Here is a 13,009-nt window from a genome sequence, read left to right on the forward strand (position 1 = left end):
CTGTCCGGGTGGTCCGCCCACCGGGCGGGGCGGCGCCCGCCCCGCCCGGTGGGGTCAGTCGCGGACCGGCTCGACGGAGTCCACGGCCGTCCGGCCGCGCTCGACGCGTCCGTCGAGCTTGGCGACGAGCCCCGTGACCTGGCGGGCGATGTCGGGCGCGGTCAGCCCGATCTCGGCCATGACCTCCTTGCGCGACGCGTGGTCCAGGAACCGCGGCGGAATGCCGAAGTCGCGCAGCGGCACGTCCACGCCCGCGTCCCGCAGCGCCTGCGAGATCGCCGAACCGACGCCTCCGGCACGGGAGTTGTCCTCGACGGTCACGACGACCCGGTGCTGCTCGGCGAGCGGCGCCATCGCCTCGTCGACCGGCTTGACCCAGCGCGGGTCGACCACGGTCGTGGAGATGCCCTGCTTGTCCAGGAGGTCCGCGATCTCCAGGCACATCGGGGCGAGCGCCCCGACGGAGACGAGGAGCACGTCGGGCCGGGGCACGTCCGGGCGGCGCAGCACGTCCATGCCGCCGACGCGGGCGACGGCCTTGACGGCCGGGCCGACGGCGCCCTTGGAGTAGCGCACGACGGTCGGGGCGTCGTCGACCTCGACGGCCTCGCGCAGCTGGAGGCGGACCTGGTCGGCGTCGCGCGGCGCGGCGATGCGCAGCGTGGGCACGCACTGGAGGATCGACATGTCCCACATGCCGTTGTGGGATGCGCCGTCCGTGCCGGTGACGCCCGCGCGGTCCAGGACGAAGGTGACGCCGCACTTGTGCAGGGCCACGTCCATCAGGAGCTGGTCGAAGGCGCGGTTGAGGAAGGTGGCGTACACCGCGAAGACGGGGTGGAGCCCGCCGGTGGCGAGCCCGGCGGCGGACACGGCCGCGTGCTGCTCGGCGATGCCGACGTCGTAGACGCGGTCGGGGAACTCCTCGGCGAACTTCTTCAGGCCGACGGGCTGGAGCATGGCGGCGGTGATCGCCACGATGTCCTCGCGCTCGTGGCCGAGTTTGACCATCTCCTCGCCGAAGACGGACGTCCAGTCCATGCCGCCGGCGGCGATGGGCAGGCCGGTGTCGGGGTGGATGGGGCCGATGCCGTGGAAGTGGTCGGCCTCGTCCTGCTCGGCGGGCTTGTAGCCGCGGCCCTTCTCGGTGATGCAGTGCACGATGACCGGGCCGTTGAAGCGCTTGGCGCGGGCCAGCGCGGACTCCAGGGCCTCGATGTCGTGGCCGTCGATGGGGCCGACGTACTTCAGGCCGAGGTCCTCGAACATGCCCTGGGGGGCGATGAAGTCCTTCAGGCCCTTCTTGGCGCCGTGCAGCGTCTCGTACAGCGGCTTGCCGACGACGGGGGTGCGCTCCAGGAGGTCCTTGCCGCGGGCGAGGAAGCGCTCGTAGCCGTCGGTGGTGCGCAGGGTCGCCAGGTGGTTGGCGAGGCCGCCGATGGTGGGGGCGTAGGAGCGCTCGTTGTCGTTGACGACGATGACCAGGGGGCGGTCCTTGGCGGCGGCGATGTTGTTCAGCGCCTCCCAGGCCATGCCGCCGGTGAGCGCGCCGTCACCGATGACGGCGACGACGTGGTCGTCCTTCTTGAGGACCTCGTTGGCCTTGGCGATGCCGTCGGCCCAGCCGAGGACGGTGGAGGCGTGACTGTTCTCGATCACGTCGTGGTCGGACTCGGCGCGCGAGGGGTAGCCGGACAGGCCTCCCTTGCCGCGCAGGCCGTCGAAGTCCTGGCGGCCGGTGAGCAGCTTGTGGACGTAGGCCTGGTGGCCGGTGTCCCACAGGACCTTGTCCCTGGGCGAGTCGAAGACGCGGTGCAGGGCGATGGTCAGCTCGACGACACCGAGGTTGGGGCCGAGGTGGCCGCCGGTCTTGGAGACTGCGTCGACGAGGAAGCCGCGGATCTCGGTGGCCAGCTGGTTCAGCTGCTCCGGGCTGAGCCGGTCCAGATCGCGCGGTCCCGTGATGCGGGTCAGCAGCGGCACCCGTGCCTCCTTGCAGTAGAGCGTGTAGCGCTGTTCGAGCATTGCCGGGCCTGTCGAGTCTAATGTTCCGCCGTTGACGACGGAGTCCGGCCCGGGAGTCCTACGTCACGCGATCGGCCGTAAATCGCCGGGAACACGAACTCCCGACTGGAACGAACGCTCTATTCAGCACACCGTTCGTGGACAGCCGTGTGCCCGGTACCGGAGGGGCCGGTACCGGGCACGGGGGCGTGTGATCAGGCGCGGCCCGCGGACTTCTGGGTGCGCCGGGAGACCGAGTCGATCACGACGGCGGCGAGCAGCACCGCACCGGTGATCATGTACTGGATCTCACTCGCCATGCCTTCCAGATTCAGACCCTGCTGGATCGACTGGATCACGAGCATGCCGAGCAGGGCGGACCAGATCTTGCCCCGGCCGCCGAAGAGGCTGGTGCCGCCGATGACGGCCGCCGCGATGACGATCATCAGGGTGTTGCCGCTGCCGAGGCTCTTGGTCGCGCCGCCGGACAGGCTCGCGATGAACAGGCCGCCGAAGGCCGCGAGCATGCCGGAGATCGCGAAGACGGTGATCCGTACGCGGTCGACGTTGATGCCCGCGCGGCGCGCGGCCTCCGCGTTGCCGCCGACCGCGAAGACCTGGCGGCCGAAGGTGGTGCGGCGGACCACGAAGTCCGCGATGACCAGCACGGCCAGGAAGAGCACCAGGGCCAGCGGCAGGCCGCGGGCACCGTCCGGCTCGTTCAGGAAGTACGCGACGACGAAGCACAGGACCGCGAGCACACCGGTGCGCAGCAGGATCTCGCTGAGCGGCCGCGAGGGCAGGCCCGCGCCCTTGCGGCGCTTGGCGTCGAGCAGCTGCGAGCCCGCGTACAGCAGGACGGCGACGAGCGCGAGGCCGTACGCGGCGGCCTTGTCGGCGAAGTAGTGGGTGGTGAGGTCCTCGACGACGGAGCCGCTCGGCGTGTTGATGCTGCCTTCCTTGCCCATCAGCCAGATCTGCAGGCCGCTCCAGCCGAGGAAGCCCGCGAGGGTGACGACGAAGGCCGGCACGCCGACCTTGGCGAAGAAGATCCCGTGGAGGACGCCGATCACCATGCCGCAGACGACGGCGCTGACCACGGAGAGCCAGTCGCCCCAGCCGTGGTTGACGCTCAGCACCGCCCACACGGCGGCGCCCACACCGGCGACGGAGCCGACGGACAGGTCGATCTCGCCGAGCAGGAGCACGAAGACGATGCCGACGGACATGATGCCGACGCCGGAGGTGAACACGGCGATGTTGGCGAGGCTGGAGGCGGACAGGAACTTGTCGTTCTGCAGCTGGAAGACCAGGGCGATGACGATGAGGCCCACGACGACGGGCAGCGAGCCGAGCTCACCGCCGCGCACCTTGCGCAGGAACTCCGTCCAGTACCCGGCGAAACCCTGCTCGCGCACGAGCAGCCGGGGGTCCACGGCCGCGGCGGGGGTCGCCGACGGCTCGGCGTCGACCGGGGCCGCGGGCTTGTCGGTGGGGGTCTTGGCGAGGTCGCTCACTTCGCGTCCTCCTTCGTGGCGGTACGCGCCCGGCGGCGGGTCACGGCGTTGTCCGTGGCGCCGGTGATGGCGGCGATGATCTCTTCGGGGGAGGTGTCGGCGACGTTGAAGACGCCGTTGTTGCGGCCGAGCCTGAGGACCGCGACGCGGTCGGCGACGGCGCGCACGTCGGCCATGTTGTGGCTGATGAGGATGACGCCGTGGCCGCGCTCGCGCAGCCGCTCCACGAGGTCGAGGACCTGCGCGGTCTGCTCGACGCCGAGGGCCGCGGTGGGCTCGTCGAGGATGACCACCTTGGGGTCGCCGACGAGGGCGCGGGCGATGGCGACGACCTGCCGCTGGCCGCCGGAGAGGGCGGCGATGGGGATGCGGACGCTCGGGATGCGGATGGACAGCGTCTCCAGGAGCTCCCGGGCGCGCTTCTCCATCCTGATCTCGTCGAGGACGGAGGCGCTCTTCAGCTCGCTGCCGAGGAACAGATTGGCGACGACGTCGAGGTTGTCGCAGAGCGCGAGGTCCTGGTAGACGGTGGCGACGCCGAGGTTCTGGGCGTCGTGGGGGCGGCCGACGCGGACCTCGCGGCCCTCCCACTCGATGGCGCCCTCGTCGATGGGGTGGACGCCCGAGATGGTCTTGACGAGCGTGGACTTTCCGGCGCCGTTGTCGCCGACGAGGGCGACCACCTCACCGGTGTGGATCTCGAGGTCTACGTCCGTGAGCGCCTGGACGGCGCCGAACCGCTTGGAGACCCCGCGCAACGCCAGCACGGGCGTAGCGGACACGTGAATCATCTCCTTCGCCGCCTGACCGGCGGGGATGGTGGACAAGGGGGTGCCGGTGCCCGCCCTCCGGCTGCGGGGCGGGAGGTGCCGGGAAAGAACCTGCGGGCACCGGACGCTGGGGAAGGTGTCTCGCGGCCGCGCGGCCGCGTCAACTCCCGGGAGGAACGGGCGGGGCTACTTGATCCCGGCCTCGTCGCAGGCGGCCTTGAACTGCTTGGTGCAGATCTCGCTCGCCTTGTAGACCTTGTCCTTGACGATCGTGCCGGCCACGTCGTCCTTGGTGATGGCCTGGGCGTCGTAGAGCTTGGCGGGGATGCCCTTGTAGTCGCCGCTCAGGGAGTTGACCTTGCGGTCGATGAGGTCGTCGATCTTCTTGCCCTTGAGCAGGCGGACGGCGATCTCGGCGGTGGTCTCGGCCTCCGGCTTGATCTGCTTGTAGATCGTGAAGTCCTGCTCGCCGCTCAGCAGTCGCTGGACGCCCGCGAGCTCGGCGTCCTGGCCGCCGACGGGGACCTCGATGCCGCGCTGCTTGAGGGCGGTGATGATGCCGCCGGCCATGCCGTCGTTGGCGGAGTAGACGCCGTCGAAGCCGTCCTTGCCGAGCTTGTCGATGGCGGTGGCCATCTTCCGGTTGGCCTCGTCGGGCGACCAGTCGGGGATGTCCTGCTCGTAGACGACCTTCTTCACGTTCTTGTCGAGCACCGAGTGGGCGCCCTTCTTGAAGAACGGGGCGTTCGGGTCGGTCGGCGAGCCGTTGATCATGACGACGTTGGAGCTCTTGGCCTTGGCCCCGAGGGCCTTGACCAGGGCGCCGCCCTGGAGGCGGCCGATCTTCTCGTTGTCGTAGCTGACGTACGCGGACAGCGGGCCCTCGGCCAGTCGGTCGTACGCGACGACCTTGACGCCCTCCTTGTCGGCGCGCTCGATCCAGCCCTTCGTGGACTTGTAGTCCACGGAGTCGAGAATGATCACCTTGACGCCCTGCGTGATGAGCGCGTCGAATTGCTTCTTCTGGGTCTCGATGTCCTGTGCGGCGTTGTTGTACTTGATCTCGCAGTCGCCGCAGAGCGACTTGATCTTCGACTCCATGATCGGACGGTCGAAGGTCTCGTAGCGGGTGGTCTTGTTCTCCGGAAGGAGCAGACCAATGGTCTTTCCGTCGCCGCCGCTTCCCTTGTCGTCGTCGCCTCCGGCCTCACCGCAGGCGGCGAGGCCGAGGGCCATGGAAAGGGTCGCGGTGCCTATGACGACGCGGCGCGTCCATGCATTCATTTGGGGGTGCCTCCCTGACGTGGCCGCGTCGTTGCGGCCGAGGTGGCTCGAAGTCAACTCGGCCGCCCGACACGCGTCAAGGAGTAAATCCTTAACGAGATGACAACGGTGCCATGCGTTATCTAAGTGAAGGCAGGTGTGGCGGTCGGAACCGACCCGTCCAAAAGCGTCGAATCCCCCATCTCGCTGAGCGCGAGGGCGAGGGCGCCGAGCACCTCCGCGCGCGAGCCGAGTGCCCCGGGGCGCACGGACAGTTGACGGGCCGCGCTGGGGATGGCGTACCGCCCGACCGACTCGCGGATCGGCCCGAGCACCAGCTCGCCGGCCTCCGCGAGGGCGCCGCCGAGGACCACCCGGCTGGGGTTCAGGAGGTTGCAGAGGTTCGCGACGCCGCTGCCGATGTGCCGCCCGACGTCGGCGATCACCCGGCGGCAGCCCGGGTCGCCCTCGCGGGCGAGGGCGACGACGCGCTCCATGGTCAGATCGGTGCCGTGGCTGGACTGGAGCAGCGGGAGCACGTAGCGCGCGGCGGTGAAGGTCTCCAGGCAGCCGCGGTTGCCGCAGCGGCAGACGGGCCCGGACTCGTCCAGGGTGATGTGCCCGATCTCGCCCGCCGTGCCGCCGGGGCCGCGGTAGATCCGCCCGCTGATCACGAGCCCGGCGCCGACGCCGCTCGCGACCTTGATGTACGCGAGGTCCTTGACGCCCTTGCCGCTGCCCCAGACCAGCTCGCCCAGGGCGCCCAGGTTGGCGTCGTTGTCCACGTGCACGGGCACGCCGAGGCGGTCCCCCAGCTCCTCGGCGGGCTTGGTGCCCGCCCAGCCCGGCAGGATCGAGGTGGAGCCGAGGGTGCCGGACTCCACGTCGATGGGTCCGGGCACGCCGACGCCGACGCCCGCGACCTTGGCCCGGTCCACGCCCGCCTGCTCGATCAGCTGGCCGACCAGGCGCTCGGCCCGGTCGAAGCCCTGGGCCGCGGAGGCGTCCACGTCCAGGGGCTCGGACTGCTCGGCGAGCACCTTGTGGGCCAGGTTGCCGAGGGCCACGCGCAGGTGGGTGTGGCCGAAGTCCACGCCGATGACCATGCCCGCGTCACCGCTGAGCGAGACGCTGCGGGCCCGGCGGCCGCCCGCCGACGTGGGCGTGACCTCGACGGTGCCGCCGTCCTTCAGCTCCCGGACGATGTTCGACACGGTCGCGGCGGACAGGCCCGTCGTCCTGGCGATCTCCGCCTGCGTGAGCGATCCCGCGAGCCGTACCGCGCGCACGACCCGCTCGAGGTTTGCTCGGTGCAGTGACGACTGCGACCCCGGAGTCTCCATCGACTCATCCACTCCCGCCTATGGCGGACGGCGCCCTCGCCGCCCGTACAAGTTGTGAACTCCAAGCTCTGCTGAAGGTGTTACCGCAGTCAAGTCCTTGAGGGAAATCCAGGGGTGCTCGGCGGACCGGTCGGGGCACGTGCGCGGGCCGGGACCGGAGGTCGAGGTCACACCTCTCCGTCCGGCCCCGGCCCGCGCACGGGGCTCCGTCTTCACTTGATGGGTTGACGCCTCGGGGCGCCGGGCTCACTTCAGCGTGGCCACGGTGAGGCCCGACTGGACCTGCCGCTGGAAGGACGCGTAGACCACGAACACCGGGATCATGGAGATCGTCATGCCCGCGTACAGGGCCGGCAGGTCGGTCTCGTAGTTCCCCTGGTTCATCAGGCTCACCAGGCCCTGGGCGAGCATCGAGCGGTCCTCGTCGCCGCCGCTCTGCTTCTGCATTAGGGTGAGCGGCAGGATGTACTGGTTCCACTGGCCGAGCACGTTGAAGATCCCGACGCTGATCAGGCCGGGCTTCGCCATCGGCACCATGATCTGGAAGAAGACCCGGGTGTGCGAGGCCCCGTCGATCACCGCGGCCTCGTGCACGGCCGTGGGCAGCGTCCGGAAGAACGAGTACAGGTAGAACACGGTGAAGGGCAGCGAGTACGCCACGTACACGAGGATCAGCCCTTGGTACGTGTTCAGCATGCCCAGGCGGTCGACCATGAAGTACAGCGGGACGAGCGCGAGGAACACCGGGAACATCGACCCGGCCACGAAGAAGTAGTACAGGAACCGGTTGCCGAAGAACTCGTAGCGGGCCAGGACGTAGGCCGCCATGGCGCCGAGCAGCATCGTGAGCGGGACCGAGAAGACCATCACGATGAGGGTGTTGAGCAGGTAGTCGCCCACGCCCTTCTCCCAGCCGCGCTGGAAGGCGTCGAAGGTCCACTCCGTGGGCCAGGTCCAGGCGCTGGACTTGATCTGCGAGTCGGTCTTGAAGTTGCCGAGCAGGATCCAGAAGAGCGGCAGGACGATCATGATCGCCCACAGGACCAGGAAGCCGTGCGAGAAGGCGTTGAGGGTCTTGCCCTCCATCCCGTCGCGGCGGCCGGGGCCGCCGCGTCCGCCGCCGCGCTGCCCGGGTACGGCGGCCTTGGTGACGGGGGGTTGCGTCGCGGGAGCCGTCATGTCGCTCGCGCCTCCCTAGTACTCGATGCGCTCGCGGCGGCTGAGCCGCAGCGTGACGATGGACACGATCAGGGTGAGCAGCAGCATCACGACGCCCATGGCGCAGGCGTAGCCGCTCTTGCTGTACGTCTGGAAGTTGCGCATCAGGTACGTCGAGATGACCTCGCTGCTGTGGTCGGGGCCGCCGCCGAAGTCCTGGGAGGTGAGCGTGGAGATCAGCAGGAACGCGTCCATGGAGAGGATCGCGAGGAACACCCAGGCCGTCTGGATGGTCTCCCAGAGCAGCGGGAGCGTCACCCGGAAGAAGGTCTGGATCCGCCCGGCGCCGTCGAGCAGCGCGGCCTCGTAGATGTCCCTCGGGATGGACTGCATGGCGGCGGAGAACAGGACCATGTAGAAGCCCGCGCCGGCCCAGATCATCACGAAGACGATGCACCACAGGACCAGGTCGGGGTCGTTCAGCCACTCCGTCGGGTGGTTCTTGTCGCCGAGCCCGACGGCCTGGAGGCTGCCGTTGATCAGGCCCGAGTCGTCGCCGCGGTACACCGCCTTGAAGAGGATGGCGAGGATCGCGACGGACAGGACCTGCGGGAAGAAGAAGACGATCCGGTAGAAGCCGGACCCCTTCACGCCCGAGACGCCGCCCGCGCCGCCCCGCCCGCCGACGTTCACCATGAAGGCGAAGAACAGCGAGAGCAGGATGGTCAGGGTCGGCACGAGGACCAGGAGCAGGGCGTTGTGCTGGAGCGCCTTCAAGAAGACGTCGTCGTTGGCCAGGTCCTTGTAATTGTCGAACCCGACGAAACTGAAGTTCTGGGAGGCGCCGCTCCAGTCGGTGAACGAGTAGCTGATGGTCTGGATGTAGGGCCAGATCACCAGCAACAGGTAGAGCCCGACGGGAAGGACGAGGAATCCCACGATGAACGGGTACTTATTCCGATGCATGACACCCTGCTCCTGGCTCGCCTGAACCCCGCGGCTACTTCCTCTTGTTCTTGTCGGTGCCCTTCGCGCGTTCCTTGTCGACCGCCTTCTGACAGCGCTCAAGCCACTTCTTCGGCGTGAGGCGCTTGGCCATCAGTTCACCGGTGGCGTTCTGGATCTCGACGTCCAGTTCGCCGTACCACTCCGAATAGCGGAAGTTGAAGCGCTCCGGGACCGGGCAGTTGTCGACGGCCGCGAGCGCGGTCTTGATGCCGGGGCGCAGCTCCACGCTCTTGTCGACGTACTCCGGGCCGAGCACGGAGAGCGAACTGGCCTTCTTGGCGAAGTCCGTCGCGCCTTCCTTCGACAGCATCCGGCGCAGGAACTCCAGGCCGCCGGGGACGTTCTTGGCCTTGGCGGGCACGATGAAGGGCTCGTCGGCGCCGACGCGCACGGCGTGCAGCTTCATCTTGGAGTCGGGCAGCAGCGGCAGCGGCAGGAACGTCATCTCGAAGTCCGCAGGCGTCTGCTTCGCCTGCTCGTTCTCCAGCCAGGAGCCGGACGGGATGAAGACCGCCTTGTACTCGTTCCACTTGGTCTGAGCCTCGGTGTGCTCCAGGGAGTTGGTGCCCGGCATCAGCAGGCCCTTCTCCACGATCTCGTAGACCGCCTCGATGGAGCGCTCGGCGGCGTCGTTGCCGACGAACGCCTTGGGGTCGAGGTTGTCGATCGCCTTCACGGCGTCCATGCCGCCGGTCTTGGCGATCAGGTCCATGATCACGATGTTCATGTAGTACGGGTACTTGCCCTGGTGGGCGAGGCCGCCGATGCCCTTGGACTTGGCGTCCTTCATGATGTCCAGGAGCTGGTCCCAGGTCTTGGGGACGTCCCAACCGTGCTTCTTGAAGAGCTTGTTGGAGTACCACAGGCCCCAGGCCGCGTAGACGTAGAACAGCGCGTGGAACTTCCCGCCGAACGTGCCCTGTTCGATGGTGCCGGGCAGCATGATGTCCCGGATCTTCTTGCTCGGGTCGTCGATGGACGGCGCGTCGAGCAGCTGGGTGAGGTCGGTCAGATGGCCGTCCTTGAACAGCGTGTCGAGCTTCATCTTCTTCGACCCGGAGTCGTCGACGACGTCCGGCGGATTGCCCTTGTTGAAGCGGGGCTGGAGCTTTCCGGTCACGTCCTGCTCGCCGCTGTGGGAGACCTCGCCGCCGTACTTCTTCTCGAAGGACGCCTCCCACGCCTTGGCGTACTCGTCGCCGTAGCCGCCCTTGAAGATGAAGACGTCCAGGTCGTTGTCCTTGGCGACGCCGAAGGGGTTGTCCTTGGTCTTCTTGACCGTCTTGGCCTTCTCGTCGTCGTCACCGCCGCCGGAGGCGCAGGCGGACAGGAAGCCCATCGTGGGGACGGTGATGAGGCCGAGGGCCGCGCTGCGCTTGATCAGATCGCGGCGGCCGACGCCGGACATACCGGGCGTTCCAGAGGTGGATCCCATGCTCAAGTCCTCGCTCTCTTCCAGGACTCAGGCGGTGAACCGGATCCTCCCCGGCACCGCGGAGTAGTGAAGCTGGGGTCGTGCGATGGTGCGGGACGTGTCCGGCGGCGCTCGAAAGGGCGAACCACGGCTTGCCGACCGGGCCGTACGGACGCGCACAGGTATAGTCCACTCGCCACTGGCCAGGCAAGATCGAATGCAGCTTTGGGCAGCCACCTTTTCCGAGTTGAGACCTCTTTATGGCGGGCATGCCGGGAAATAGTACGGACCAATTCGGAAAGTCCAATTCCCCGGTGCCGTCGGTGTCTTGACCGCGGGGCCGCCGGGGCGGCGGCGGTCCGGAGCGGCCGGAGCGGCGGTCCGGGGCGGCCGAGGCAGCGCCGGGCAGGGCGGCAGCGGCCGGGGCCGGGGCCGGGGCCGCGGGAGGTCAGCCCGGGAAGCCCGGTACCACCAGGCCGGATTCGTAGGCGATCACCACGGCGTGGGTCCTGTTCTGGGCGCCGAGCTTGGTCAGCACGTTCCCGACGTGGGTCTTCACCGTCTCCAGGCTCACCGTGAGCGACTCGGCGATCTCCGGGTTGGACAGACCGGTGGCCATGAGCCGCAGCACTTCCTCCTCGCGCCCGGTGAGCGCCGCGTTCGGCAGCGCGTCGGCGGAGTCCAGCGGGCGGGCGGCGACCATCCGGCGCAGCGCCGAGGGGAAGAGGATCGTCTCCCCGGCCGCCACCACACGCACCGCCTCCGCGATCTGCGGGACCGGACGCCGCTTGAGCACGAACCCGCTGGCCCCCGCGCTGAGCGCGGCGGTCACGTAGTCGTCGTTCTCGAAGGTGGTGATCACCACGACCTTCGGGGGGTCGGCCGCACCGGCGAGGAGGTGCCGGGTGGCCTCGATCCCGTTGCGGCGCGGCATCCGCACGTCCATCAGGACCACGTCGGGGCGCAGCCGCAGCGCCTGCTCGACCGCCTCGACGCCGTCGGCGGCCTCACCGACCACGGCGATGCCCGGCTGCGCCGCGAGCAGCACGCGCAGCCCGCTGCGCGTCACCGCGTCGTCGTCCGCGATCAGGAGGGTGACGGGAGTGCCGGCGGGGCCGGGTGCGGCGGGGGCGTCCGCCGGGCTCGGTACGGGGTCCGGCGTGACGGCGCCGACGGGGCTCACCGACACGTCCGCGGCCGCCCCTGCCCCTGCCCCTGCCCCTGCCCCTGCCCCTGCCCCTGCCCCGATCATGCCGACAACCGTACGGGCAGCCGGACCGCGAGCCGCCAGTGGTGCGGCCCGTCCGGGCCGGACTCCATCTCGCCGTGCAGCAGCCGCACGCGCTCGGCGAGTCCCGGCAGGCCGTGCCCGGAGGTCGGGAAGGCGCCCGCGCTCCGGCCGGGCCCCGTCCCGGTCCGGTTGACCACGCGCAGTTCGAGGCTGTCCGGCGCGGCCGCCACCCGGACCTGGACGGGGCCGCCCGCCCCGTGTCGCAGCGCGTTCGTCAGGCCTTCCTGGAGGATCCGGTACGCGGCCCGGGAGAGCGTGCCCTGCACCTGCCCGAGGTCGCCCGTGAGGTCCGGCTCCACCACCGCGCCCGCGTGCCGCAGCCGGTCGAAGAGCTCGGGCAGGTCGGCCAGGGTGCGGGTCGGGGCCGTCTCCGACTCCTGCTCGCGCAGCACGCCGAGCACGTAGTCGAGGTCTTCGAGGGCGGACCTGGCCGACTCCTCGATGCTGCGCAGGGCGGCCCGCGCGGCCACCGGGTCGGCGGCGAGCACCTCGCCCGCGACGGCCGCCTGGATCGTGGTCGCTGTGAGCGTGTGCCCGATCGAGTCGTGCAGCTCGTGGGCGAGGCGGTTGCGTTCGGCGAGGGCCCGCTCCCGCTCGGCCGCGAGCGCCAGCCGCTCGGCCGCCGACGGGCCGAGGAGCCCGGGCGCGAGCCGCCGCAGGGCGCTCGTCACGGCCGCGCACCCGGCCGCCGCGAGGAGCAGGCAGACGAGCGCGACCGCCCAGCTCGCCCAGCCGTCGCCCGGCCGCGCGGAGCGGCCGAACAGGCTCAGTTCGAGGTCGGCGTCGAGCCAGCCGCCCGGCAGGGTCACGCCCATGACCAGCAGCAGGCCGCTCACCAGCGCCCCCGCCCACCCGATGGCCACGTGCAGCAGCAGCCAGAGGGGGGTCCGCAGGCGGTCGACGGCGGGGGCGGGCGCGGCCGCGGGGTCCGGCAACGCCACCCTCAGCAGTCGGCGGGCGGCCGCGACGAGGCCCCGCCGCGTGGTGCGCGCAAGGCCCACCGCGCCGATCAGCGCCGCCCAGACGAGCAGGGTCAGAGCGACCTGCACGCCATAAGGAGCGGACCGCCACGCCAGCGCCGGCAGCATGGCGAAAGGCAGCAGCGGAAGGCTCGCGAAGGCGCCGAGAACGGCGAACAGCATGCCTGCGTATGTGGAGCCGCGCAGCAGCGGCCGTATTCCCCTCAACATGATTCGTCCAGTATCGCCGGAGGTCCCGCGGAAGGCCTCCCTCGATCGGGG

Annotated in this window: 10 protein-coding genes; all 10 read right to left on the reverse strand. The window is 69.8% G+C overall.

Annotated elements, in window-relative coordinates; genetic code table 11:
- Positions 1–54: 54 nt before the first annotated feature.
- Positions 55–1,983: a 1-deoxy-D-xylulose-5-phosphate synthase gene (gene dxs, locus AC5WAM_RS10870; RefSeq protein ID WP_495523556.1), complete on the reverse strand. Its 1,929-nt coding sequence runs from the start codon at positions 1,981–1,983 to the stop codon at positions 55–57.
- Positions 1,984–2,219: 236 nt separating this feature from the next.
- Positions 2,220–3,521 (reverse strand): sugar ABC transporter permease, encoded by a 1,302-nt coding sequence (locus AC5WAM_RS10875; protein ID WP_172386991.1) that lies wholly within the window; start codon positions 3,519–3,521, stop codon positions 2,220–2,222.
- Positions 3,518–4,312, reverse strand: coding sequence for an ATP-binding cassette domain-containing protein (locus AC5WAM_RS10880; protein WP_144321456.1), 795 nt, complete (start codon positions 4,310–4,312; stop codon positions 3,518–3,520). Before AC5WAM_RS10880 ends, AC5WAM_RS10875 begins: the two co-directional genes overlap by 4 nt.
- A 165-nt stretch (positions 4,313–4,477) precedes the next feature.
- Positions 4,478–5,575, reverse strand: a complete 1,098-nt coding sequence (locus AC5WAM_RS10885) for a substrate-binding domain-containing protein (protein WP_366793749.1) — start codon at positions 5,573–5,575, stop codon at positions 4,478–4,480.
- Positions 5,576–5,697: 122 nt separating this feature from the next.
- Entirely contained in the window at positions 5,698–6,897 is a 1,200-nt protein-coding gene (locus AC5WAM_RS10890) for an ROK family transcriptional regulator (RefSeq protein ID WP_495522471.1), read from the reverse strand.
- 246 nt (positions 6,898–7,143) lie between these two features.
- A complete protein-coding gene (locus AC5WAM_RS10895) occupies positions 7,144–8,076 on the reverse strand; it encodes a carbohydrate ABC transporter permease (protein WP_366793748.1) in 933 nt (310 codons plus the stop codon).
- Positions 8,077–8,091: 15 nt separating this feature from the next.
- Positions 8,092–9,021 (reverse strand): carbohydrate ABC transporter permease, encoded by a 930-nt coding sequence (locus AC5WAM_RS10900; protein ID WP_495522472.1) that lies wholly within the window; start codon positions 9,019–9,021, stop codon positions 8,092–8,094.
- 34 nt (positions 9,022–9,055) lie between these two features.
- A complete protein-coding gene (ngcE, locus tag AC5WAM_RS10905) occupies positions 9,056–10,498 on the reverse strand; it encodes an N-acetylglucosamine/diacetylchitobiose ABC transporter substrate-binding protein (protein WP_366793746.1) in 1,443 nt (480 codons plus the stop codon).
- A gap of 427 nt (positions 10,499–10,925) precedes the next feature.
- Positions 10,926–11,666 (reverse strand): response regulator transcription factor, encoded by a 741-nt coding sequence (locus AC5WAM_RS10910; RefSeq protein ID WP_495522473.1) that lies wholly within the window; start codon positions 11,664–11,666, stop codon positions 10,926–10,928.
- A 59-nt stretch (positions 11,667–11,725) separates the two neighbouring features.
- Positions 11,726–12,910, reverse strand: coding sequence for a sensor histidine kinase (locus AC5WAM_RS10915; protein ID WP_495522474.1), 1,185 nt, complete (start codon positions 12,908–12,910; stop codon positions 11,726–11,728).
- Positions 12,911–13,009: the final 99 nt, after the last annotated feature.

It is taken from the genome of Streptomyces sp. JLYT201 (assembly GCF_059448825.1).

Excerpts from the sequence above, each read along its gene's own strand:
- AC5WAM_RS10880 (WP_144321456.1), bottom strand. The coding sequence starts at position 4,312 with ATGATTCACGTGTCCGCTACGCCCGTGCTGGCGTTGCGCGGGGTCTCC.
- AC5WAM_RS10915 (WP_495522474.1), bottom strand. The coding sequence starts at position 12,910 with ATGCTGTTCGCCGTTCTCGGCGCCTTCGCGAGCCTTCCGCTGCTGCCT.
- AC5WAM_RS10895 (WP_366793748.1), bottom strand. The coding sequence starts at position 8,076 with ATGACGGCTCCCGCGACGCAACCCCCCGTCACCAAGGCCGCCGTACCC.
- AC5WAM_RS10885 (WP_366793749.1), bottom strand. The coding sequence starts at position 5,575 with ATGAATGCATGGACGCGCCGCGTCGTCATAGGCACCGCGACCCTTTCC.
- ngcE (WP_366793746.1), bottom strand. The coding sequence starts at position 10,498 with ATGGGATCCACCTCTGGAACGCCCGGTATGTCCGGCGTCGGCCGCCGC.
- AC5WAM_RS10900 (WP_495522472.1), bottom strand. The coding sequence starts at position 9,021 with ATGCATCGGAATAAGTACCCGTTCATCGTGGGATTCCTCGTCCTTCCC.
- AC5WAM_RS10890 (WP_495522471.1), bottom strand. The coding sequence starts at position 6,897 with ATGGAGACTCCGGGGTCGCAGTCGTCACTGCACCGAGCAAACCTCGAG.